Source organism: Clostridium acidisoli DSM 12555, assembly GCF_900176305.1.
In the GTDB taxonomy this organism is placed as follows: Bacteria; Bacillota; Clostridia; order Clostridiales; family Clostridiaceae; genus Clostridium_I; species Clostridium_I acidisoli.
The window spans coordinates 1-24,549 of the sequence record NZ_FWXH01000003.1 but is presented as its reverse complement, the minus strand read 5'-3'; the positions used below and the strand labels follow the sequence as shown (position 1 = coordinate 24,549).

20 protein-coding genes are annotated in these 24,549 nt (G+C 28.8%); 5 read left to right on the top strand and 15 right to left on the bottom strand.

What is annotated here, in order from left to right; genetic code table 11:
- Positions 1–26 precede the first annotated feature (26 nt).
- Positions 27–4,331 (bottom strand): 2-hydroxyacyl-CoA dehydratase, encoded by a 4,305-nt coding sequence (locus tag B8978_RS05255; RefSeq protein ID WP_084114485.1) that lies wholly within the window; start codon positions 4,329–4,331, stop codon positions 27–29.
- Between the two features lie 304 nt (positions 4,332–4,635).
- Here B8978_RS05255 and B8978_RS05250 point away from each other — a divergent pair, with 304 nt between their 5' ends.
- The gene (locus B8978_RS05250; protein WP_084114483.1) at positions 4,636–4,995 is read left to right on the top strand and encodes a tetratricopeptide repeat protein; all 360 of its coding nucleotides are present in this window, start codon (positions 4,636–4,638) and stop codon (positions 4,993–4,995) included.
- Positions 4,996–5,248: 253 nt separating this feature from the next.
- Here the strand turns inward: B8978_RS05250 and B8978_RS05245 are convergent, their stop codons facing one another.
- The 4 genes from B8978_RS05245 to B8978_RS05230 all read right to left on the bottom strand — a co-directional run bounded on the left by B8978_RS05245 (position 5,249) and on the right by B8978_RS05230 (position 9,581).
- On the bottom strand, positions 5,249–6,418 hold the full coding sequence (locus tag B8978_RS05245) for a transglutaminase-like domain-containing protein (protein ID WP_084114481.1): 1,170 nt from the start codon (positions 6,416–6,418) through the stop codon (positions 5,249–5,251).
- A gap of 16 nt (positions 6,419–6,434) precedes the next feature.
- Positions 6,435–7,280, bottom strand: a complete 846-nt coding sequence (recX, locus tag B8978_RS05240; protein WP_176212619.1) for a recombination regulator RecX — start codon at positions 7,278–7,280, stop codon at positions 6,435–6,437.
- Positions 7,273–8,532 (bottom strand): M16 family metallopeptidase, encoded by a 1,260-nt coding sequence (locus B8978_RS05235; RefSeq protein ID WP_084114478.1) that lies wholly within the window; start codon positions 8,530–8,532, stop codon positions 7,273–7,275. Before B8978_RS05235 ends, recX begins: the two co-directional genes overlap by 8 nt.
- A 116-nt stretch (positions 8,533–8,648) precedes the next feature.
- Positions 8,649–9,581: a restriction endonuclease gene (locus B8978_RS05230; protein WP_084114476.1), complete on the bottom strand. Its 933-nt coding sequence runs from the start codon at positions 9,579–9,581 to the stop codon at positions 8,649–8,651.
- A gap of 205 nt (positions 9,582–9,786) precedes the next feature.
- Between B8978_RS05230 and B8978_RS05225 the strand changes: the two genes are divergently transcribed.
- Complete coding sequence (locus B8978_RS05225) at positions 9,787–10,389, top strand: hypothetical protein (protein WP_084114474.1); 603 nt, start codon at positions 9,787–9,789, stop codon at positions 10,387–10,389.
- A gap of 93 nt (positions 10,390–10,482) precedes the next feature.
- The gene (locus B8978_RS05220; RefSeq protein ID WP_084114472.1) at positions 10,483–12,057 is read left to right on the top strand and encodes a DEAD/DEAH box helicase; all 1,575 of its coding nucleotides are present in this window, start codon (positions 10,483–10,485) and stop codon (positions 12,055–12,057) included.
- 105 nt (positions 12,058–12,162) lie between these two features.
- On the opposite strand, the gene B8978_RS05215 is transcribed toward B8978_RS05220, so the two are convergent.
- The 5 genes from B8978_RS05215 to B8978_RS05195 all read right to left on the bottom strand — a co-directional run bounded on the left by B8978_RS05215 (position 12,163) and on the right by B8978_RS05195 (position 16,897).
- On the bottom strand, positions 12,163–13,743 hold the full coding sequence (locus B8978_RS05215) for a glycoside hydrolase family 57 protein (RefSeq protein ID WP_084114470.1): 1,581 nt from the start codon (positions 13,741–13,743) through the stop codon (positions 12,163–12,165).
- Between the two features lie 175 nt (positions 13,744–13,918).
- Entirely contained in the window at positions 13,919–14,410 is a 492-nt protein-coding gene (locus tag B8978_RS05210) for a DUF4912 domain-containing protein (RefSeq protein ID WP_084114468.1), read from the bottom strand.
- Between the two features lie 233 nt (positions 14,411–14,643).
- Positions 14,644–15,129 (bottom strand): QueT transporter family protein, encoded by a 486-nt coding sequence (locus B8978_RS05205; RefSeq protein WP_084114466.1) that lies wholly within the window; start codon positions 15,127–15,129, stop codon positions 14,644–14,646.
- Positions 15,119–15,901, bottom strand: coding sequence for an acyl-CoA dehydratase activase (locus B8978_RS05200; protein WP_084114464.1), 783 nt, complete (start codon positions 15,899–15,901; stop codon positions 15,119–15,121). The genes B8978_RS05205 and B8978_RS05200 overlap by 11 nt, the downstream gene beginning before the upstream one ends.
- Positions 15,902–15,907: 6 nt before the next feature.
- Positions 15,908–16,897, bottom strand: coding sequence for a 2-hydroxyacyl-CoA dehydratase family protein (locus B8978_RS05195; RefSeq protein ID WP_084114462.1), 990 nt, complete (start codon positions 16,895–16,897; stop codon positions 15,908–15,910).
- 321 nt (positions 16,898–17,218) lie between these two features.
- Here B8978_RS05195 and B8978_RS05190 point away from each other — a divergent pair, with 321 nt between their 5' ends.
- On the top strand, positions 17,219–17,863 hold the full coding sequence (locus tag B8978_RS05190) for an undecaprenyl diphosphate synthase family protein (RefSeq protein ID WP_084114460.1): 645 nt from the start codon (positions 17,219–17,221) through the stop codon (positions 17,861–17,863).
- A 90-nt stretch (positions 17,864–17,953) separates the two neighbouring features.
- On the opposite strand, the gene B8978_RS05185 is transcribed toward B8978_RS05190, so the two are convergent.
- The 4 genes from B8978_RS05185 to B8978_RS05170 all read right to left on the bottom strand — a co-directional run bounded on the left by B8978_RS05185 (position 17,954) and on the right by B8978_RS05170 (position 22,454).
- Positions 17,954–18,412 carry a DUF3189 family protein gene (locus B8978_RS05185; protein WP_084114458.1) on the bottom strand — a complete coding sequence of 153 codons (459 nt, stop codon included), beginning with the start codon at positions 18,410–18,412 and terminating at the stop codon, positions 17,954–17,956.
- A 65-nt stretch (positions 18,413–18,477) separates the two neighbouring features.
- Positions 18,478–19,551 (bottom strand): M24 family metallopeptidase, encoded by a 1,074-nt coding sequence (locus B8978_RS05180; RefSeq protein ID WP_084114456.1) that lies wholly within the window; start codon positions 19,549–19,551, stop codon positions 18,478–18,480.
- Between the two features lie 34 nt (positions 19,552–19,585).
- The gene (locus B8978_RS05175) at positions 19,586–20,632 is read right to left on the bottom strand and encodes an AI-2E family transporter (protein ID WP_084114454.1); all 1,047 of its coding nucleotides are present in this window, start codon (positions 20,630–20,632) and stop codon (positions 19,586–19,588) included.
- 52 nt (positions 20,633–20,684) lie between these two features.
- On the bottom strand, positions 20,685–22,454 hold the full coding sequence (locus B8978_RS05170) for a M3 family oligoendopeptidase (protein WP_084114452.1): 1,770 nt from the start codon (positions 22,452–22,454) through the stop codon (positions 20,685–20,687).
- A 227-nt stretch (positions 22,455–22,681) separates the two neighbouring features.
- On the opposite strand from B8978_RS05170, the gene B8978_RS05165 reads away from it, so the two are divergent.
- Positions 22,682–24,001, top strand: coding sequence for a S1C family serine protease (locus B8978_RS05165; protein ID WP_084114450.1), 1,320 nt, complete (start codon positions 22,682–22,684; stop codon positions 23,999–24,001).
- 272 nt (positions 24,002–24,273) lie between these two features.
- Here B8978_RS05165 and B8978_RS05160 read toward each other — a convergent pair.
- A partial coding sequence (locus B8978_RS05160; RefSeq protein WP_139795984.1) for an integrase core domain-containing protein occupies positions 24,274–24,549 on the bottom strand: 276 nt, incomplete at its 5' end.

Genomic DNA, 24,549 nt, shown 5'->3' with positions numbered 1-24,549 from the left:
ACTTTAGACTATATTTTAAAAATTTTTTATGCTTTAACCGGAGAAACATCCTCTATATTTTGCTTTTTTTCTTCAACTATTTCATTCATTTTTACAAAGGCTTCTTTTTTCTCCATATTCTTAAATGCAGTTGAAAGCATAAGCTTTATTCTATTTAGCTGATTAACTTCACTTGCACCTGGATCATAGTCAATTGCTGCAATATTAGCATATGTGTATCTTCTCTTTAATTCCTTAATCATACCTTTACCTGTTATATGATTTGGAAGACATGCAAATGGCTGCATGCAAACAACATTCTCTACACCACTTTCAATAAGTTCAACCATTTCTGCTGTTAAAAACCATCCCTCACCAGTCTGATTTCCTATAGAAACAATATCATTAACTCCATCTGCTAATTTGCTTATGGATGCTGGAGCTTCAAACCTATTGCTCTTCTTTAAAGCCTTTTTCATTTCTTTTCTGTAGTATTCAATGACACTTATTAATATATTGCTAATATATTTTGTTTTTCTTGTTCCTGAAAGATACTTTTGTTTATATCCTGAGTCATAAGCACAATATAACAAGAAATCTGTAAGATCAGGCATCACTGCTTCTGCGCCTTCTTCCTCTATGGTATCTACAATATTATTGTTTGCTGTTGGATGGAATTTAACAAGAATTTCTCCAACCAAGCCAACTTTAGGTTTATTGACATTATTTATTGGTAAATTATCAAAATCATTTACTATGTCTTTTACATTCTTTTTAAACACTCCATGATTTCCAACTCTTGAAGATTCTTTACATATTTTAACCCATTTTTCATAGAGTTTGTTCGCAGATCCTGCTACCTTTTCATATGGTCTAACTCTATATAACACTCTCATAAGTAAATCTCCATAAACTAATGCAATTGCACATTTATTAAGCATGGAAATTGAGTATTTAAAACCTGGGTTAGTTTCAAGGCCTTGAGCACTAATAGCAACAACCGGAATATCTTCAAATCCAGCATCTTTAAGTGCTTTTCTTATAAATCCAATATAGTTTGTTGCCCTACAACCACCACCAGTTTGGGAAATTAAAACTGAAGTAGTATTTACATCATATTTACCTGATTTTAATGCCTCTATTATTTGACCTACTACAATTATAGATGGATAACAAGCATCGTTATTAACATATTTTAATCCTTCATCAACTGCACTTTTATCTACAGACGGTAAAATCACAATATTATATCCAGAAGACTTAACCGCCTCTTCTAAAAATTGAAAATGTATCGGTGACATCTGAGGACAAAGTATTGTATGTGTTTTTCTCATCTCTTCTGTAAACACTATTCTCTCTTTAAACTTTTCAACTCTCTCTAACTTAAATCCTCTTTTATCTCTTTCTTCCATAGCTGCCTTTAGTGATCGTATCCTTATTCTAATAGCACCTAAGTTATTTCCTTCATCAATCTTTATTGATGTATAAACCTTCTTGTAATTCTCTAATATTTCTTCAACTTGGTCTGTAGTAACCGCATCAAGCCCACATCCAAATGACGTTAACTGAATAAGTTCAAGATTCTTTTGTGTAGCTACAAAACTGGCTGCTGCATATAACCTAGAATGATATACCCATTGATCAACAACCCTAAGTGGTCTTTCAACTTCACCAAGATGAGCTACCGAATCCTCAGTAAGTACAGCCATTCCAAAGCTAGTTATAAGTTCAGGTATACCATGATTTATTTCTGGATCTACATGATAAGGCCTTCCACTTAAAACAATACCTTTTATATTATTATCTTTAATATATTTTAGTACTTCCATGCCTTTATTTCTTATGTCTTGTCTATATTTATCTTGTTCTTCACTTGCAGCTTCTACTGCTGAATTTATTTCTCCCTTAGAAATATTAAATTCTAAGAATTCATCATACAGTCTCTTTTTAAGTCTACTGATATCATCAAAAGGTAAAAATGGGTTTTTAAATATTATATCTCCACCTCTAAGTTCATCAATATTATTTTTTAGTGCTTCTGCATAAGAAGTTACAATAGGGCAGTTAAAATTGTTATTTGCACCTTGTTGTTCTTTCTTTTCATTTGGAAGGCACGGATAAAAAATAAATTTAATTCCCTTTTTAATAAGACTCTCTATGTGTCCATGAGAAATCTTTGCTGGATAACAAACCGATTCTGACGGTATTGTTTCTATTCCAAGTTCATAAATATCTTTTGATGATCTAGGTGAAAGTTCAACCCTAAAATTTAATTTTGTAAAAAATGTATGCCAAAATGGATAATTTTCATATAGATTTAATACTCTTGGGATTCCAACAACTCCTCTTTTAGCATCTTCCTTTTTTAAAGGTTTATATTTAAAAGTTCTTTTGTATTTATAATCATACATATTTGGTATACTATTCTTCTTAATTGCATGTCCTGCTCCTCTTTCACACCTGTTACCAGTAATATACTGTCTTCCATCAGAGAACTCATTAACAGTAAGCATACAGTTGTTACCACAAAGTCCACATCTTCTCATTGTAACATTAGTATCAAACTTGTCTATTTCATCTAGTCCAAGTAAGGTAGTAACATGTCCTTCTTCATATCTTTCTCTTGAAATAAGTGCACAGCCAAATGCTCCCATAAGTCCAGCTATATCCGGTCTTACTGCTTCTCTTTCAGATATAAGTTCAAAACTTCTAAGAACCGCATCATTATAGAATGTACCACCTTGTACAATAATTTTTTCGCCTAATTCTTTAGGATTTCTAACTTTTATTACTTTAAGAAGTGCATTTTTAATAACAGAATAAGATAATCCTGCAGAAATATCTCCAACCTTTGCACCTTCTTTTTGTGATTGCTTAACTCTCGAATTCATAAATACAGTACATCTAGAACCAAGTTCTACAGGTTTTTTAGATTCTATTGCTGCCTTTGCAAAATCCCTTATATCCATTTTTAATGACTTAGCAAAAGTTTCAAGGAATGATCCACACCCTGAGGAACATGCTTCATTCAAAAGTATACTATTTATTGTTCCATCTTTTATTCTTAGACATTTCATATCCTGTCCACCAATATCTAATATAAAATCTACACCTGGTAAAAAGAAATCTGAAGCCTTATAGTGCGCAATAGTTTCAACTTCACCTATATCAACTTTTAATGCAGCCTTAATTAGACCTTCACCATAACCAGTTATTGTAGAATTTACTATCTTTGCAGCTGTAGGAAGTTTTGTATATATATCCTTTAATATTTTTATAGTAAGCTCTAGTGGACTTCCTTCATTACTTCCATAATAAGAATATAACAATTTTCCATCTTCTGAAATAAGTGCTGCTTTAGTAGTGGTAGATCCTGCATCAATACCCAAAAAGCACTTTCCAGCATAATCTTCTAAGTTCATTCTTTCTATCTTATCTTTATCATGCCTTTTCTTAAAATCTATTAATTCTTGTTCATCACGAAATAATGGTCTTATTGTTTCAACTTGGCTAGTTGAATCTTCCTTCAAAACAGATAATCTATTTTTTAAATCACTAAATTTTATTGACTTTTCCTTCTCAGAAGCAATAGCTGCACCTTCTGCAACAAAAAGCTGTGAATCCTCTGGGAAAATTATTTCATCCTCTTTTAATTCTAAGGTTTCTATAAATCTATTTCTTAATTCTGAAAGGAAATAAAGCGGTCCTCCTAAAAATGCTACTTTACCTTTTATTGGTCTTCCACATGCAAGTCCACTAATTGTTTGATTAACAACAGCTTGAAAAATTGATGCAGCAATATCTTCTTTAGCTGCTCCTTCATTTATAAGTGGTTGTACATCTGTTTTCGCAAATACGCCACAACGAGCTGCAATTGGGTATATATTTTTATAGTTTCTTGCTAAATCATTTAAACCTTTTGCATCAGTTTTTAAAAGAGTAGCCATTTGATCTATAAATGCACCAGTTCCTCCAGCACATGTACCATTCATTCGCTGATCAATACTTCCAACAAAATAAGTGATTTTTGCGTCTTCACCGCCAAGTTCTATTGCAACATCTGTTTCAGGTATTAATTTTTCTACAGTATTTGTACAAGCAATTACCTCCTGTATAAATGAAACATCTAGCCATTTAGATACAGAAAGCCCCCCAGAGCCTGTTATCATAACTTTAATATCACTATCTTTAAATTCAATATAAGCTTCGTCTATAAGTTCTACTATCTTTTTTTTAATATCTGAAAAATGTCTCTCATACTTGCTGAATAATATTTTGTTTTTGTCATTTAATATAACTAATTTAACTGTAGTTGATCCTACATCTAAACCTAATTTTAATATTTCTCTCATAATTACCTTCCCGTTTCATTATATATTTATACTGCAATATTAATAACTAAAATACTAAGGCCAAAATTTATTATAACATAATTTTTATAATAAATTCTATATCTTAATCATGACAAATCTGTATTGCAATGTTATCATCCCTCCTATAGAGAATTGTTATTACCTTATATATGCTATTATATAATATATATTAATTTTTGCAAACTTTCTTTTACCTATGAATATTTTTTCTATTTTATGGATATAAATTTGAATAGGTACTTTTATATATATCACTCCACAGCTTACTATAAAGGAGGATTTTATGAACTATTTTAATGATGCTAATGATTATTACAATAAGAAAGACTATAAAAATGCTTTGAATTTCTATTTAAAATCAGTAAAATTAAAAGAGAATGAAACAGCCTCATTGTATAATGCAGCAGTTTGCTTAATAAAACTAGGCACTTATGATAAAGCTATTTCTCTACTAGAAAGAGCTATAAAATTAAAGCAAGACAGCCGTTATTTCTTTAATTTAGGATATTGTAACATTATGTTAAAAAACAAGAAGAAAGCATTAATTTATTTTAACACTGCTTGGTCTTTAGATAATTCTGATAATGATTGTGAACGAGCTATTTCAATGATCACAAAATCCTATAAAAAAGATGCAATATAATTACAGTTCATCTATCTAAATTTATCTCTATTTGTCTCTGGTATAAATTTTTCAATAAAATTTGCTGTTAAGCAATAGAAATTCACTGTGCACGCTGAGTAAAAAAGATTAAAGATATCTTACGATAAGGTTGAAGATTTAGCGGTTATGATGGTTTTAACATAATCTATATCTTACATCTAACCGTAGGTTTTCTTTAATCTTTTTATATATTCATCTATTTCTTGTTACTTTAAAGCTTCTATTTAAGATCTTACCATTCTCCTATTATTTTTGCATTCCTATGGTCTAAATCAAACATCTTATTGTTAAAATAGTTACCACCCTTTGCAAAGGTAGTATCTACATTAATCCATTCCTTTGTTTCCGGCAAATAAACCATGTTCCACGCATGACTAATCCAATTTACCCCATTAAAACCTTCGCCAGTAACAAGCCTTACCTTTATATTGTTTGCTCTGCACATTGCTACATAAAGACTTGCGTAATCAAAACATATTCCTGTTCTTGTATCAAATGTTGGAATTGCACCAGATTTAACATCATAATCATTGTTAAGTACTGAACTAGCTTTATTATAATCATAAGTTATGCTGCTTCCCTCCCAATCATATAATGCTTTTGCCTTATCTATTGTGCCAGAATAGCCATGTACAACTTTCTTTGAAAAATTATCAATGCTTTCATTTGATTTTACTGCCTGATCCAAGGTAACCCCATTATAATAAACAATAGTATTGCTTAAATTTTCTCCATTAGAAACATTGTTCGTGTCCCCTTGCCTAACTACAACTTTTACAGAATCTCCAATTATTTGTGGTAGTTTTTTTGCTACATTTGAGTTAGTTATAGGTGTAACAAACTGTTTGCAGAAATATCCATATATATTTGAAGTTGACAAGTAATTATTAAATTGCCTATTGCTGCTAATCATTGATGCAACATTTAAAAATAATAATACAACTAGAAGATAACATATAGCCCTGGGTATTTCAATTAATGCCCCAATTATCCTTCTGAGTACAAAATTTTTATTTCTAATAGAGCTTTCAATTTTATCTATTACTTGATATATAGTAAAACTTATCAAATATATTATTATTATCTCTATAAGTTTATATATCAAATATATTATAAGTAATAGAGCTAAAACGTATATAATAACTGGATTCGACTGAAGAGAACTAGCTAATTTATCCGGTAAAATCTGAGCAATCTTATTAATAACATTATGCTCATTTACAATGAATATGTTTTTCAAATACTTTACTCCTATATATATAGCCAATGCAAATGAAATGCTAGTTCCTATACTAGCTATATCTCTCTTGGCATTATAGGCAGAAAAGCCAAAAATAATGCCTCTTAATATTGGATATATAACACTAGCTATTATAATTACCGTTATAGGATTAATTTTCACAGAATCACCTCTAGATTTAGTTATCACTCATTATTTTTTCAAGCTCATTTTTAATTTCATCTTTTGAATATCCTCTTCTCATAAGATATTCCCATAATTTTCTATAAACTTTTTTATTATCATTTTCACTTTTTCTAATAATATTATATCTCTTTTCAGCTATTATTTTTAGGTCTTTATTCTTTACATCTTTGTTATTTTTTTCATTTTGGCTGTTTTCCGTAATATCCTCTATGTCTTTTAATTTCCTCTTTAATATTTCACTTACAACGTTACTTCGGTAACCACACCTAAGCATATAGCTTTTAAGTCTAGAATATATCTTGTAATAATCTCTTTCAATTCTTATTATACTTTCATATTTTTTTTGGAGCAGACTTTCTGCTGCTTTTAATTCTTCATAATCGTCTACATTTTGTAAGCTTTTATCTATAATTTCTTTCGAAATCCCTTTTTTTAACAAATCATATCTTATTCTTATTTTCCCTTGTTTTTGTATTTTATCCTTTATATATAAATTCGCATAATTTTCATCGTTAATAAGATTATATTCTTCTAGAAATATAAATACTCTTTTAATAATTTTATCACTATATTCTCTTTTTTTTAGTTTTTCAACCATTTGTTTTTCTGTTTTTAAATTTCTATCTATTACGTTTAGTGCATAATTCTTACAAGCTATAAAACTATCCTCTTCTGCTACTTCTTTAATTTTATCAGTATCAATAACATTGCCCACTTTTAAATTATATGAAAAAACTATCTGCGAATTACAAGGAAATTTATATTCTCCATCAACATAAATATTAACTCTTTCTTTATTCTTTTTTTGCGTCTCTATTTTTGTAATTTTATTATTCAATACCATCACTCTCTTTTGGCATAAGTATATGGATAGTTGGCTTATTAAAAACCGACTTTGCGGTTTCATAAATATCATCTTCTTTTATGTTTTTAAGCCTTTCCATATCATCTATAAATTCATATACGTCGTTTCCATCTATAGATTGATGAAGCATATAATTACATAAACTTGTTGTATCTTCTATTGTAGAAATCACAGAAGTTTTTAGCACCTTTTTCATGATTGCAGTTGAATCCTTTTTGAACAAATATTTGCCATTATTTATATTTTCTATACATAAATTTATGCACTTTATAGCCTTATTTATATTTTTCTTACTAACTGAAGTATAAATGTACATACTTTTTACAAAACTTGTAGTATCAAGCTCTGAGTATACATCATAAGCAAGTCCTTTTTTTTCTCTAAGTTCTCTAAAAAGAATAGAGTTTCCGCTTGCCCCTAATCTATGATTTAATATTTTTAATGCCAATTCATGTTTTTTATCTAAGTTATGGAAAGTATATATATATACAATACTACTTTGTTCAATATTTTCTTTAAAACTTATTTTTTTAATATTAATATTGTCTTCAATTATAATATCATTATGTTTGACCTCTAATGGTGTCCAGCCTTTAAAGTATTCACTTACTATATTGTACACTTCTTCATAATCTAAAGAAGATACTATAGATATACAACAATTATTAGGTACGTAATATCTTTTATAAAAATCAACTAAATTTTTTCTTTTTAATTTTAGTATATTGTCTTCTGTTCCTATGGTATCGTATTTTAAAGGACTATTTTTATATGCTATTTCATGAGCTACTTTATAACTATAATCTTCAATGTCATCAAGACTAGTCCTAACTTCTGCTAATATTACTTCTCTTTCTCTTTCAATTTCATCTTTTGGAAAATTTGAATTTATAAGCATATCAGATATAAGTTCTATTGCATTTTTTAACTCCTCTTGAAGTCCTGATATACTTACAACCGTACAATTATAATCGGTATATGCATTATATTCTCCACCAATGTTCTCTAGCTCATCATTTAATTTTTCATTATCTCTGTTTTCAGTGCCTTTAAAAAGCATATGCTCAACAAAATGAGAAATCCCCTTTTCTCCTTCCGCTTCGTATACAGATCCTATTTTTACCCCAGCATTAATTGAAAATAAATCTGTTTGCTTTTTTACTAATAAAAGTTTTATACCATTTGGCATAATATATTCTTTTGAATCAAAAAAAACTTTATTCATAAATTCTCCTTATTAATTAATGTTCATAAACAATTTTACGTTTCATAAATCATTATACCTTAAAAAGACCTTAAAAGCTATATTTCAAAGCTCTTAAGGCCTTTTTAAAGGACAATTTATATGTATACTTTTTTTAAATTTAAGATGCTTTTTAAGTCATTTGAGAAATTTTCATATTGACTAAATATAAGTTTTACTAATGCTTTGCTATCAATCATCATATTACTTTTATAATCTTTTGCTTCTTCGTTAAATCCGTTAATGCTAATTGTAATAAGTCTAATATTGTCATTATTATTTTTAAGTTTCGCTTCTACATCGTTAATATTAAGTTTATTTTTACCCTTAGCAACATATATTTTCACTTTGCAATTCAAAAATCTCAATTGATCTACATAAACAGCATTTATATCATATCCTAAATCATTTTCGTCAATACCAGTAAAAATATATCCATTAAACCTAAATATCTCGTCTACTATTTTTAACAATTGAAAATCTTGCAAGTTTCTAACTATATTCTCACAATTTAAAATGGCTTCATTCTCAAATCCAATAGAATCTTTAACTTTTTCTTCAATAGTATTATTAAATATGTTTTCAAGTTCTGTCCTATGATTAGGAATTTGATATACTGTAAATGGCGAATTTAATGCATTTTTTATTTCAACATCAATGTCATCTTCTGACACGGATTTATTATTCCATGTTACTTTAATTATATTAGGATAATCTTTAGATGCTTCTGGCAAAAAAACATAATTGTTTTTCACCGTAGCCATATAATATTTCTTATCCCTTTGATTATACGTTATTATTTTGTCATCTATACTAATTTCTCTGCTGAATCTCCACAATTGACTTTCTATTCGTATTCTAAAAACTGGTGTTTCATTGCTATAAATTTCATCGCATTTTACTAAAAGTTTATCTTTTGTATCGTATAATTTTGGATTTCCTATTTTAGCAAATCCAATTGATACAACCTGGTTTTTAAACCATTGATCTATTATATCATCATCATTTTTAATCATCCACCAATTTGACAACCTGCTACACCTCACCGAGTAATTTTAGAAGTTAATTTAATGTAATTATATCACAAACTCCAATTGCAGTCTAAATCTTTATTATTATTTAGTCCATTTTTGTAATAAAATGTGGTTTATTTATACATAATTAAATTTTTACTACTTTTTTATGCTAACATATAGTAAAATATCTATGTGAATATAACTTTTGGAGGAATGTACAATGAGTCGCATTAAAAGAACACAAAATAAAAAAAGCAGAAAAAAATTTATTATACCTATACTACTATTACTAATTTTTTTATTTTTTGTGTATTCAAAATATAATTTTAATAATTCTTCTTCAGCAGAAAAAAGTCCATCAAATAATACCTCTTTAAATTCTACTAATAAGGTTTCAACTTCCAGAGATGATAACAGTACTTCAAGTTCAAAAGAAAACGCAAATATTGTAACCAATATTACTAATAAGTCTAATTCTACATCAAACAAAATAAGTTCATCTAGTAACAAAACCTCTTCAAATAAAACAAATTATGTTGTTGATTTGCCTAGTAATAAAGAAGCATCAAAAGGAAACTCTATTACGGTTGATAAAGCAACTAGTTTATTAAAAGATAAATTAGATTCAAAAAATTCTCATATAAATGTAAGTTATGATCATACTCAATTAAAAGATAATGTAAATTATTATGTTTTTCAAGGCTTTTCTTCAAATAGCTCTTCAGAAAATACGGACACACTAGGTTGGTATTATGTAAATTGTAATTCCGGTGACTTATTTAGTTATGATATCAATACTGACAAATTAAATAGTTTAAAGTAAAATTTTGTATTTTTATCTTTTTTTATAATTTGATAAATTTATGATTATGTGGTATCATGAATTGTTAAATTAAATATAGAAAGAGGATAACTGATGAAAAACATTAAATTTACTGATCTTGATTTAAGCCCCGCGGTTTTAAAAGCAATTGAAGATATGGGGTTTGAAAATCCATCTGAAATACAAGCTGAAAGTATTCCAACTGTACTGGATGGTTTTGATATGATAGGTCAAGCACAAACTGGTACCGGAAAAACTTGTGCTTTTGGTGCACCAATAATAAGCAAAGTAGATCCAAATAATAAGCACGTTCAAGCAATTATATTAACTCCTACTAGAGAACTTGCAATACAAATATATGAGGAGTTAAAAAGGCTTTCAAAACACACTAAAATTCGTTCAATACCTATATATGGCGGTCAACCAATGGATAAGCAAATTTCTGAGCTTAAAAGAGGTGTTTCAATTGTAGTCGGAACTCCTGGTAGAGTTTTAGACCATATAAAAAGAAAAACCTTGAAGTTAAGTCATGCTAATTTTTTAGTATTAGACGAAGCTGATGAAATGCTTAACATGGGTTTTATAGATGACATTGAAACTATTATAAACAGTACAAACGAAGAACGTCAAACACTTTTATTTTCTGCAACTATGCCAAAACAAATACAAAAATTAGCAGAAAAATATCTTAAACCTGACACAAAGCACATACAAATTTTAAAAAAATCGCTTACTGTTTCTAAGATTGAACAATTTTATTATGAAATTCAAAACAATGCTAGACTAGAGACTTTATGTAGAATTTTAGATGCTGATGCTCCTGATAGTGCAATAATCTTCTGCAGAACAAAAAAAGGTGTTGACGAATTAGTTAGTTCAATACAAGCAAAGGGTTTCGTTATTGAAGGTATGCATGGTGATATGAAACAAACTCAAAGAATGTCTACTTTAAGAAAATTTAAGTCAGGAAATCTAAATTTTCTTGCTGCAACTGATGTAGCTGCTAGAGGAATAGATGTTGAGAATATAACTCATGTTATAAATTACGATCTTCCACAAGACACAGAATCATACGTTCATAGGATTGGTAGAACAGGAAGAGCAAATAAATCTGGTACTGCTTTAAGTTTAGTAACTAGAAAAGAAATTTCTAAGTTAAGGCAAATCGAAAAAGAAATAAAGACAAAAATCACAAAAAAACAAGTGCCTACTCTTAAAGATATAATGGAAGCCAAATCACAAAATGTTATAAGTTCCATAGAAGACACACTTAAAGCTGAAGATAGCTACACTAAATTCATACCTTTAATTGAGAATCTTAGTAAAAAATATTCTTTAGAAAGTATAAGTGCTGCTTTATTAAAGGATATATTTGATAGAGAAGTTTCAATGGATTATGAAGATAACAACTTAAAAGTTGAAAGTTCAGTTAGATTATTTATTTCAGTCGGTCGTATTGATGGAATAAATGTAAAGCAACTTCTTGAGTTTATTGATAATACATCTAATGTTAATTCTAACTTTATTGGATCTGTTGATATACTAGACAAATTCTCATTTGTGGATGTTGTTGATAGCAAAGTTCAAACAATTTTGCAAAATACTAGCGGCAAAAAATATAATGGTAGAAGAGTCAATATTGAAATAGCCAAAGGACGAAGCAGATAATAGTTAGAAATTAAAAATTGAAAATTAAATACATATTTTGTCTACTATATGTATTTAATAGTCGTAAAAAACTACTATACCTAAACATAGTAGTTTTTTTGATTTTTATTTTTCATATATCTTGTAATTTACATTAGGAAAAATATTGTCTAGAGATTCTATTTGAGACAATTTTTTTATATTTATAGTATCCTTTGTTATTTCTTCATAAATTGTATTAAATCTATCTAGATGTGTATTAATTCTCTTGATTGCATAATTAACAGTAGTATTATTTTTAATAATAAATGGCCAATCCGATGATTCTGCAAGCATAAGTTCTCTTGCTGCTTGATTTAATGCTCTTTTTTGAACATCATTAGGGTTTTTATAAGTATTTGCAAGCCTTACCATTACTTCTTCTGCTCTATGTAAGTCCCTATAAATCCATTGGTTAGACCCATTTATCCATACTGAATAATCACTATTTTCTCCCCAACTTGAAGGGTTTGGACTTGAACATTGAACTACAGGATTATTACATAAATATTCTTTTGGAGTTGTTAACTCATAATCACAGGAGCTTTCAGAACTTTTCCTTATAAATGCATCAATAAAGTCAGGGCCCTCAAACCACCAATGTCCAAACAATTCAGTATCATATGGACATGTTATAATAGGTGGTTTATCCATATGACTATAAAGACCGCCTATTTGCTCATTTCTACAAGCTGAAAAATGAGCTGCATGCTCTTTAACCTTTTCCATTGCAATATCCCTATTATAAAGTTCCTTATTGTCTGTTTTACCAGTAATTTTATAATATTTAACGCCTGTATCAAGTCTTATACCAGAACTATTAATGTATGGACTTATATAATCCATTGGAAGCTCATATCCTATATCTCTATAAAATTCTCTATAATTGAAATCACCTGGATAACCCATAAAGTCACTCCACACTTGATAAGATGAATCCATATCCCTACCAAAGGCACATACTCCATTAGGGGTAGCTATTGGTGCGGCTGTTCCATATCTAGGTCTTGGAGATGCATACAGTACTGCCTTACTTTCAGCTATAAAATATTTTATTCCATATTCCTTTAGTATTGAATCTAATGAATATGTATAAGCGCATTCAGGAAGCCAAATTCCTGTGGGATTATGTCCCATTACGTCAATATAATGTTGCACTCCAGTTGATAGTTGTGCTTTTATAGTCTCTGGATTAATAGATAAAAGTGGCAATAACGCATGTGTTGCTGAACATGTTATTATTTCTAAACAACCTAGCTTATCAAATTTTTTAAATGCATTCATAAGCCTACAATTATACTTTTTATATGTATCCATTAGCTTATTAAATCTTTCATTATAAAAAATAGATAATTTGTTTAGTTCCTTATTATTTTTAGTCCTTATAATTTCTTTTTCCGTAAGCTCTATAGATTTATTTAAATAATCCGTATATCTTTCATTTATATAATCATCCTCTAACATTGACATAAGTGGTGGTGTTATTGACATGGTTATCTTAAATTTAATTTTATCATTAATTAATCCATCATATACATTAATTAATGGTATATAACATTCGTTCATTGCTTCAAACAACCATTTTTCTTCCATTGGATCTTTAATTTCTGGATGTCTTATAAATGGCATATGACTATGTAAAACTATTGATACATATCCTTTTTTCAAGTTAACCCCTCCAGTATTACCATATAATATTGAATTTCAAGAATCTAAAACTTAATACTATTATTTAACTTTAGAACTAGGAAAATCTTTATACTTTTTTAAACATTTCTCTATTGATTCTTGTATAAATGTATCATGGTACATATTGTAATATATTATTATTTTTGGATAGTATTCAATTTTTTTTTTGCTCCATGAACGGATATGGTTTAGGTTCTTTATGCATATTTAAAGATTCATCTATATCTTGAACAGAAGGTAATTTATCAGTTTCATTGAAAAGTTTCTCCGAAGTATCCACATAGTACACAGAGGTGTCATTAGACTGTTGGTCTCTTGGTGTTGTAACTGTATTAGATACTGCAAATGAAATGAAAGTATCATCTGGTAACACCCTACCAAGTTTTACAAATAGGTCAACACCACATCTATCAAGATTTATAAACCAATTGTTTGCAAAAGCATCTAAATAAATTGTCTTTACTTCACATGATATTCCATTATTTATTTCAAATACTTTTAATACAGGTTTGGAGTTTTTCCAAGCTCCCTCACCATTTTTATCCTCAAAATTCTTAATTATAAGTGGCGAAATATTAAAATAGCAAAATACTGTATATGAATTTTGTACTAGTAATGTTAATGTAACATTATCATCATTTGGCATCTTCTCACCCCTGTTATATCTATTAGCTTATATAGTATATTATACCTTAATATTACATTAATGTCACCATAGATTTAAGTATGTATAATATATATTTACTATTTATATTATATTACTAATTATTGAAAAACTATCATACAATTTATTGAGGTGGTATTCATGTCTATTTTTAAAAAACTCCTTATTATCTTAATTTTTATTTTAATTTTAGAAATTTTTATAGTATTTATAAACTATAGACTATCTTTATAGTTTGATTTTTTAATTTGTTTAACTAACAATACTCCAACAATTGAAGGTATTATCTGTCCAATGCACAAACTTAATGCAAGTATTTTATACGGAGTATGAGTAAGGTACGATAACCAAATTGGTACAATTAATCCTGGCACAAATATTACCGGTAAAGTTATAAACCAATCATTTAACTTAAGTTTTCTTATTAAATACACTAAAGCTGTAGTTATTATTCCTACTAATGCCCCTCCGAACATATCAAATGGCCCTAATCCACCCATTAATGTATTGCTTATAAGATTACTTAAGCCCATAGGTAAAATCAAAAATGGATATATCCCTCCTAATGCATATAACGCTGTAGCTATCCTAATTTGATATTGCCCAAATGCAAATCCTTGAGTAAAATACATTACCACCACATAAATTGCAATTACAATACCCGAAATACATATTTTTTTTACTGATAATTTATTTTTCATTTATAATTCCTCCATTAGAAAACTTTTCTCCATATTCACAACATCCAAATGCTCCATTATATTGTGCTTCTTCTATTACAACAACATCTTTATAATCTCTTTTCAAATAATTTACAAGAGCTTTATTGCTAGCAACACCTCCAGAAAGTAACAATATGTTTCCTTTAAACCTAGAAAGAAGTGGCTTAAGTCTTTTATATAGTGAAAAATTTACTCCGGAACAAAGTTCAGGAACACTACATCCTTCTGCAATTTTACCAATAAGCTCTGATTCTGAAAAAACTGCACAAGTAGCATTAAGTTCTACAGGATTTTCATGAAACTCAAACATATCCTTTAATGGAATCTCAATTATATTTGCCATATTTTCTAGATATCTACCACAAGATGCAGCACACTTTTCATTAAGTTCTAAATCTGTTACAATTCCTTTTTCTACTTTTATAATCTTAACATCTTGTCCTCCAACATCCAAAAGCACAAAATTTTTGAGACCTGTACTATACATTGCACCATAAACATGTGCCTTTATTTCACTTATTGGTTTAAAAAATCTAATGTCAATATTATTTCTACCATATCCAGTAGATACTGCTTTATCTACTCCACTTATATTAAGTTTATTTAAGTCCACCATAACCTTGCCATCATAACTACAATAATCTTTATAGAAGGACATTGTATTTACCATAAACTTCTTTATGATTTTACCCTGTTCCATAATTACAATTTTTACTTTTCTACTTCCTAAATCTATACCTAAAATTTTCAATTATTATCACCTCATATCAATAAGCATGTCTAAAAATGCTTCTATTCTAAGTTTTGTTCTAGCATCAAGTGCATTAAGTTTATCCCCTTCAACATTAAGTATTGGTATATCTAAAGCTTCTTTTATAATTATATGTTCTATCTGTCTATAACAAAATGACTGTGTATAATTTATAATTCCATCTATCTTTCTTTCTTTTATTTGCTTTTTTATTTCTTCTATCCTAAATTCAATATTATATGGATATGTATAATCATAATATTGTTCATATATATTGCTATGCATTTTTCCCCTTGGAAAAGCAAATTCTCTTTGAACTTCATTATAAACAAAACGTGCGTCAAAATTTTCAACAAATTCATATATATTAAGTGTCATTGGTGGTGTCCCTATATATGCAAGTCTAAGCTTTTTTTCTATAGGTTTTCTACTTTCAATTTCACTTATTTTTTGTTCTAATTCCTTTTCAAATTTAATAAAATTACCATTAAAATCAGAACAGCTAACTTGATAAATATGATTTTCTAGTGCTGTCGCCTTATTATCAATATAGGTTAATTCATCAATTTTTTTCACTAAAGTTCTTACATTATTAAGTTTCTTTCTTACAACTTCAACTTGATTCATATTTACATTAAAGTAATTCATAAACTTGTCTATAGAATGTTTTAAATCAGATAATTTATGAGTAGAAGGATATGCAAATGGATATACCTTTATCCCCTTCATTCTAAAAACTTCCTCTAAGGCTTTTGAATTTGAGCAGTCACCTTCTGTAACACCTATAATTTCAAGAAAATCATTTGCTATGGCAGCTCCGTAAACTCCTTTTTTAAACGCGCAAGAACTTCTTGGAAATCCATCTTTTTCTGCAAATTCAATATAGTCAGAGTATTTTCTCGACATTATGAATATATTATTCAAATCTATTACCCTATATCCTGCTGAAATTAAAATTTCTATTGGTACGGTAGTTGTTATACCTATTTTCTTCATTAATATCCCCCTGTGTTTCTAACAAATCATTATATATATGTTATTCCTTACAAAAAATAAAATAGAGCATTTCTGCTCTATAAAAAAAGAGGCATTTCTGCCTCTATAAACTCAATAAAAATACCATTAAAATGGTTATTCCTAGTTTTATTTATAGACAGGATGGATTACGAACTGTCTCTATTAAATTTTGATACTGGATCATTATACTTTATTTAAATTATTTAGTCAAATAATTATTGGCTTATATGGTATACTAATAATAAAGTGAAACTTGAAATTGATAAAATATTACTTTATTGATAAAAGGAGATACTAACTATGAGAATACCAAAGCATATAGGGATAATACCAGATGGGAATAGACGTTGGGCTGAAAAAAATGGATATTCCAAAGAAATGGGTTATAGTAATGGGCTTAACCCAGGTTTAGAAATATTTAAACTCTGTGAAAAAATTGGTATAAAAGAGCTTACCTTTTATGGATTCACCGTTGATAATACAAAAAGACCTGCTTTACAAAAAATCGCCTTCACAGAAGCTTGTGTTAAAGCTGTAAAAATGCTTTCAAAAGAAAACGCCTCTCTTTTAGTGATTGGTAATTCTGACTCACCTATGTTTCCAAAAGAACTGTTACCTTTTACTAAACGAAAAGATTTTGGAACTGGTGGAATAAAAGTAAATTTCTTAGTTAACTACGGCTGGGAATGGGATGTACTTGGTTTATCCTCTTCAGATGCACATTCAAGAAAAAACGTTTATGAAAATATTAAATCTAGAGACATAAGTAGAGTTGATCTTATCATCCGTTGGGGAGGACGAAGAAGACTAAGTGGCTTTCTGCCAATACAAAGTGTATATTCAGATTTTTACATAGTTGAAGAAATGTGGCCAGATTTTGATGCTAATCAATTTAATTCTGCCCTTGAATGGTACTCAAAACAAGATGTGACTTTAGGTGGTTGAAATTTTTACAATGCTAAGATGTAATAAAATTAAACTAACACTCAGGTAGTGTTTTGATTTTGACACATCCTGAGTGTTAGTTTCACAAATTCATTTGCTAATATTGTTTTTTACATTTTTAACAATACTAGCTATATTCATATACGCATCTTGACTGCCCTTTGTTACAATAGGTCTTCCGAAACCTACCCAATGCAATTTTCTTGAAGTATATCCACCTATCTTCATCAAAAGATTTACCGTTGGTTTAGTATCCACAATATATAGTCCATCATTACTACCATATAAAAGAGAGTACATATCTGAAATTGCTGGTATAACTAAGTTAGGTACATATTTTCTTCCAATAGTATACACTTTGACTTTGTTTTCATCTTCTCCAATATAAATTAATCTTCCCAGTTGGTCTTTTTCTATTTTGTCAAACGTCGGTAGCGCTAATAACTCCTCTTTACTTGGAATTCTATTCATTGGCAATTTATTAATATGTATATTGGCTGCAACTGCTGTTGAATGAGCTCCACCAACATCATGATACACAACAATCATTTAACTCACCTACCATATATTCTTATATAGATAGTGTTAAACAAAAAGATAAATATATTCATTTTTTAAAGTACTTTTAATTCCTTAGTATAATTATTTAAGACCTTACACCCATCTTTAGTTACTAATACCAAGTCCTCAATTCTTACCCCAAATTCATTAGGTAAATAAATTCCTGGTTCAATGGAAAATATCATACCTTCTTTAACTTCTGAATGATTAACAGCACTAACATCTGTTGGTTCATGAACATCTATTCCAATATTATGACCTGTCCTATGCGTGAAATACTTTCCATATCCAGCTTGTTCAATAACGCTTCTTGCTGCATTATCTATATCAGAAAACTTAACTCCTGGTTTAACAGCTTGGATTCCTTTTAGATTTGCTTCTAATACAAGATTGTAGACTTCTTTTTGCCTCTCACTAGCTTCTCCAAAAAACACTGTTCTTGTCATATCTGAACAATATCCATTAGTTTTTCCGCCTATATCTATAATAATACTATCACCTTTTTTTAAAACCGAACTATCAGTACTATGATGTGGTTCCGCTCCATTTTTGCCAAAAGCAATTAACGGTTCAAAAGAAAATTGTTCTGTCCCTAGGTTCTGATATATTTTCCCAAGCCTTTTAGCCAAATTAATTTCAGTACTCTCTTTATCTATACTTTCAATTAATTCTTCTATGGCTTTGTCATTTACTTTAGACGCTGCTTCCATAAGTTGTATTTCATCCGCTGCTTTTACCATCCTTGTTTCATCTATAATGAATGATCCGTTTATTATAGAAATTGTCTTTATACTCTCCATTAACTTTATCAAGAAAGAAGCCTGCCAATTTTTATCTACTCCTAAAACAGACTCTTTATCTATAAATGGAAGTAATTTCTCAATAGGATTTTCATTGTCATTAAAATTTATTATATCAAATCCCACATCTTCAGTTATTGGAAATAATTCGTTGATAATTAATTTTTTTAACCCTTTACTATTTATAAATATAGCACACATTCTTTCACCAGATTCAATCCATTTTCCAGTAAGGTAATAAATTGATGATGGTGAAGTTACAATAAGTTGTGTTATATTATTATTCTTCATATTTTCTAAAATTTTCTGCAATCTTTTTTCATTCATAATAAAATCTCCATTTCTACTCTATTTTAAAATATTATTTTTTAATAGTTTTTTCATCCCCATTAAGATTTACACCTAATATATTAATGAAAAATATAAACAGAGGTATTCCTAATAATAAACCCCATATACCCATAAAATGTTCCGAAAATATCAAAATTACAAAGGTAAAAAATATTGGAAGTTTTGTGTTTTCTGACATTAGTTTAGGATTTAATATGTAGCTTTCAAGTATGTGTATTACAGCTACCATTATAAGTATATAAAGAACCTTTATAATTCCACCTATTTTAAACGCAATTAGAACAAGTGGTACTAAGGATATAATAACCCCTGCTACTGGAATTAAACTTAATATAAATATCATAAATCCTAATGCTAAAAGTTTTGGAAACCCTAAAATAGCAAGAAATACAACTGAAACCATAGTATTTACAAGAGCAATAACTACTTGTGCTTTTATAACTTTACCAAAAGAATTCAAGAAATTGTTTCCAAAGAATTTAAAATACCTGTAAATTCCAGAAACTTTACTGTCTTCAAATTTATCTAAAAAATTAGCAACTCTATCTTTTTCAAGCATAAAAAACAAGCTCATTATTAGCGCAATAAATATATTAACGCTCCATCTCCCAACTCCTGATGCAAAATGTATTGCAAAATTTACACCAGATTGAGTGTAATTTTTCAAATCAATCTTTTCTAATGTTGGAAGTATAAACCTTCCCCATCCTTTAGGCAAATTTTCTGGTCTGATATTTAAATATGCACTTTCTCCCTGCCTTATACTACTTATTATTTGATTTATTAAAACAGGCACATAATTATAAATAGCTATTACTATAAATACAAATATAGCAATATATAACACAACTGTGACAATTCCCTTTTTTACGGGAATATATTTCTTTAGTACTTTTATAACTAAGTTTTCGAAACTATTAATTAAGTAAGTAAGTATGAAGGTAAGTAAGACTAAATCAAGTATGCTATTTATTAGATACAGAAAAAACGCAAAAAAAAGTATAAAAATTAAGTTCTTTACTATTTCCTTACTAAACATTTTTTTTAAAAAATCCAATATTTCCACCTCATCATATGACGTTATCTATTATCATTTTAACCAATTATAATTAAGCTAATTCTATAAACTTATTAATATCTTCTTCAACAACTTTAAGTGAACTCTCCCAAAAATCTAAAGAGTGGATATCTATGCCCATTAATTTTGTTATATCCGCTATGTTATTTTTTCCAGTCACACTTAGAAGTTTATCATATTCTTTCGCAAAATTATTAGTATCCTCTAAATATTTAGCGTACAACCCTTTAGAAAACAAAAGTCCAAATGCATATGGATAATTATAAAAATTAAATTCAGCTGAATAATAATGTGATTTACATATCCACATGTATGGATGCAAATATTCAGAATCCAATCCGTCTCCATATGATTTTTTCTGTGCATCTAACATTATTTCTTTAAATTCCTCTACACTAAGGGAACTTGTTTCCCTTCTATTAAATACTTCTTTTTCAAATAAAAATCTACTATAAATATCTACTATTACTTGAGTACAATCACTTATTTCTGTTTCAAGAATTGCAAACGCTTCTTCTTTTGGCGATGATTTTATAGCTGCCTTTTTTACAATTGTTTCACAAAACGTAGATGCAGTTTCTGCAATTGGCATTGGATAATCACTATTTATTGCTGATTCATTTAAAAGACAAGCACCATGATATCCATGACCTAATTCATGTGCAAGCGTAACTACATCGCTGAAATTACCTGTAAAGTTACTCATTATTCTGCTTTCACCAATTACATGAAGATTTTCACAAAATGCGCCACCAACTTTTCCTTCTCTAGGTTCAGCATCTATCCAATTTTTATCAAAAGCATTTTTAGCATAATCGCCTAATTTTTTACTAAAAGTATTGAAATTGTTAATAACAAATTCCTTAGCTTCATCATATTCATATTTCTTATTTATTTTAGCAACTGGTGCAAATAATTCATAAAATGGCAATCCACCCTTGTAACCTAATATCTCAGCTTTTTTCTTTAAATATTTTCTAAAGACAGGCAAATATTTATCTATGGCTTTAAACATTGCTTCCAACGATTCCTTATCAAGTCTTGATATAATAAGGCTTTCTTCTAATGCCGAACCGTATCCTCTTAGTTTATCTACTGTTATGACTTCGCCCTTTATTCCATTAAGCGTTGCTGCTGATATATCTTCAATTTTACTATAACCTGCAATTTCAGCCTCATAAGCTTTTTTTCTTATTTCCTTTCTTTCATCAAAAGCCATGCTTCTTATTACCGATAATGGTAAAGATTCCTTTTCTCCATTTATATCTATATCTATTAATAAATTAGATGTGATTAAATCTTGAAGTTTACTCCAAGCATTTGATCCAGTATTCCTCATACGAGAAATAATAACTTCTTCTTCCTCATTTAAAGCATATTTATTTTGAGTTACTTGTTCTTTTAAATAAAAACTGTGTTCTTTTAAAATTTGTGACGTGCTTATAATTGCTTCAATGTTTTTGAGGCTTCCAATCCATTTTTTAAATTTAGTAGAGGCTTTCGCTAATTCTGCAACTTTTTTATTGATTATCTCTGAATATTTTAATGCATCGCTATTTTTTGTTTCTACACTTAAAGTAAGTTCACAAAATGCAAATAATCTTAAATATAAATCTGAAAACTCATTAGTTATTGTTATATATTCTTCCAATTTTTTCACTGCATTATTAGTATCTATTGTACTTTTTTCAGCCATTTCATCAATATTTTTTATAAGTTCATCATACTTTTTAAGATCATTCTTAAATTCATTGGCTTCAAATGACGTGTATAACTCAGAAAGACTCCATCTATGTTCCATATTAAATCTCCTTTATGTATATAAATTTTTGTATTATAATATATTAAATACTACATATATTGCTACAAATTAATTATACTATACCTTTAAATATATTCCAATCTTATGAACTATGTTCTACATATATTATTAATAATTGTCATATGCATTTAACAAATATGTCATATAATTGTCACAGTTCATGATTATTATTAAATCAAAAGAAATATTAATTAGGAGGTAATACAATGAGCGAATTTAATAATGATAATGATAAAAAAAATAACATAAAATCCACCGAGGAATTTCCAATGTCAAATTACTCCGGTTATAACGCATCACATTCTTCTAGTTATGATGAAAATGCTGATACCTCTTATGATTATGAAGTAAAAACTGTATATAACACTGAAAAGAAACATAAAAGCAGTAAAAGAATCGCTTCATATATAGCTGTTGGTTTAATTTGCAGCATAATAGGTGGTACTGTTTCTGGGATAACTTCTTTTTATATTCTTCCCAAAACAGGTTTATTTAAAAATACGCCTTTATACCAAGATATTTCTAAAGCAAACAATAATCAAAACACAAATAATGATTCTACAAATAATGGGGCTTCAGTAAGTGCATCACCTACAGTTGCAAGTAGTGGTGGTCTTACTGTATCTCAAATTGCTAAAAAGGTAGGTCCTTCAGTCGTTGGAGTTTCTACAAAAATCGAAACTTCAAGTAACTATGATTTCGGTGATTCACAAGAAGAGGAAGGTGTAGGTTCTGGAATTATAATTGATAAACAAGGTTACATTTTAACAAATTATCATGTTATAAGCGGTGCTCAAAAAATAACAATTACTTTCAACAATAAAAAGACTGCCACAGCTAAAGTCGTAAACTATGATGCATCTCTTGACGTTGCAGTAATTAAAGTTACAGATGCTAATGTTACAATGCCTGGTGTAGCTGAACTTGGATCCTCAAGTGAATCACAAGTTGGAGATCCTGTAGTAGCTATAGGTAACCCAATGGGGTTAGAATTCTTTGGTTCAGTAACGTCAGGAGTTATAAGTGCCTTAAATCGACAAGTAAATGTTGAAAATTCTAAAACACAAACCCTTATTCAAACAGATGCTGCTATAAATTCTGGTAACAGTGGTGGACCTCTTGTTAATTCCTTAGGCCAGGTTATAGGAATTACAAGTTCAAAGCTTACTGGTGGTGCTGAAGGTATCGGTTTTGCAATTCCTATAGATTTAGTAAAACCTAAGATAAGCTCACTTACAAAACAAATGGTAGTGCTTGGCGTTTCAGTTAGTGATGTTTCAAAAGACGATGCTAGCCAATACAATGTACCCCAAGGTGCAGAAGTAGCAAAGGTTAATCCAGGAAGTTCAGCTTCTAAAGCAGGTCTTGAAGTTGGAGATATCATTACAAAATTCGGAGATCAAACTGTAAAAAGTACAGATGACTTAAACGCTGCAAAATCAAAATATAATGCTGGAGATAAAGTTGATATACAGGTTTATAGAGATAGCTCAACTAAAACTTTAAGTGCAACCTTATCAAATTAGTAGAAAACACCTTCCTCTTTGTAGTTTAAATTTAACAGTTATCATTTTAAAATCACTTATGTTTTTTAACATAAGTGATTTTATTGTACAAGAACTTTTAAGGAAATTTTTCCTCCTACGTCAGAAAAATAATGAATTTAGTTATATAAGTCTTAATAATTAATGTATAATAAATACAACAATATCACTACAGGTTATATGTTAGTTAGGAGTTGCAAAATGAATAAAGCGGATTGCTCCCCTTATTTTCAACAATTTCTTACGAATGCTAATTAATTCATAGATTTTCTTATAAACTCATTTGGACTCGTATAGTTTAAGCTTCCATGTATTCTTTCCTCATTATAGAATTTTATATATTCATCAATAAGCAAGTATCCATGAGTAAAATTTCTAATCTCATTCCAAGCTATACATTCTTTGGAGAGAAGTGAATGAAAAGACTCAATATGAGCATTATAGTTTGGTGAATTTGTTGGAATGAGCTCATGATAAATACTGTGTACCTTACAAAAGTGTTCGAATTTAACAGAAGTGAATTGAGGACC

What these genes read in the sequence shown, in the direction of transcription:
- B8978_RS05195 (WP_084114462.1), bottom strand. Translation starts at nt 16,897, where the DNA reads ATGAAGAAAATAGGTATAACAACTACCGTACCAATAGAAATTTTAATT.
- B8978_RS05185 (WP_084114458.1), bottom strand. Translation starts at nt 18,412, where the DNA reads ATGATTGTTGTGTATCATGATGTTGGTGGAGCTCATTCAACAGCAGTT.
- B8978_RS05205 (WP_084114466.1), bottom strand. Translation starts at nt 15,129, where the DNA reads ATGAAAAATAAATTATCAGTAAAAAAAATATGTATTTCGGGTATTGTA.
- B8978_RS05170 (WP_084114452.1), bottom strand. Translation starts at nt 22,454, where the DNA reads ATGGAACATAGATGGAGTCTTTCTGAGTTATACACGTCATTTGAAGCC.
- B8978_RS05255 (WP_084114485.1), bottom strand. Translation starts at nt 4,331, where the DNA reads ATGAGAGAAATATTAAAATTAGGTTTAGATGTAGGATCAACTACAGTT.
- B8978_RS05210 (WP_084114468.1), bottom strand. Translation starts at nt 14,410, where the DNA reads ATGCCAAATGATGATAATGTTACATTAACATTACTAGTACAAAATTCA.
- B8978_RS05190 (WP_084114460.1), top strand. Translation starts at nt 17,219, where the DNA reads ATGAGAATACCAAAGCATATAGGGATAATACCAGATGGGAATAGACGT.
- B8978_RS05180 (WP_084114456.1), bottom strand. Translation starts at nt 19,551, where the DNA reads ATGAATGAAAAAAGATTGCAGAAAATTTTAGAAAATATGAAGAATAAT.
- B8978_RS05165 (WP_084114450.1), top strand. Translation starts at nt 22,682, where the DNA reads ATGAGCGAATTTAATAATGATAATGATAAAAAAAATAACATAAAATCC.
- B8978_RS05225 (WP_084114474.1), top strand. Translation starts at nt 9,787, where the DNA reads ATGAGTCGCATTAAAAGAACACAAAATAAAAAAAGCAGAAAAAAATTT.
- B8978_RS05220 (WP_084114472.1), top strand. Translation starts at nt 10,483, where the DNA reads ATGAAAAACATTAAATTTACTGATCTTGATTTAAGCCCCGCGGTTTTA.
- B8978_RS05250 (WP_084114483.1), top strand. Translation starts at nt 4,636, where the DNA reads ATGAACTATTTTAATGATGCTAATGATTATTACAATAAGAAAGACTAT.
- B8978_RS05235 (WP_084114478.1), bottom strand. Translation starts at nt 8,532, where the DNA reads ATGAATAAAGTTTTTTTTGATTCAAAAGAATATATTATGCCAAATGGT.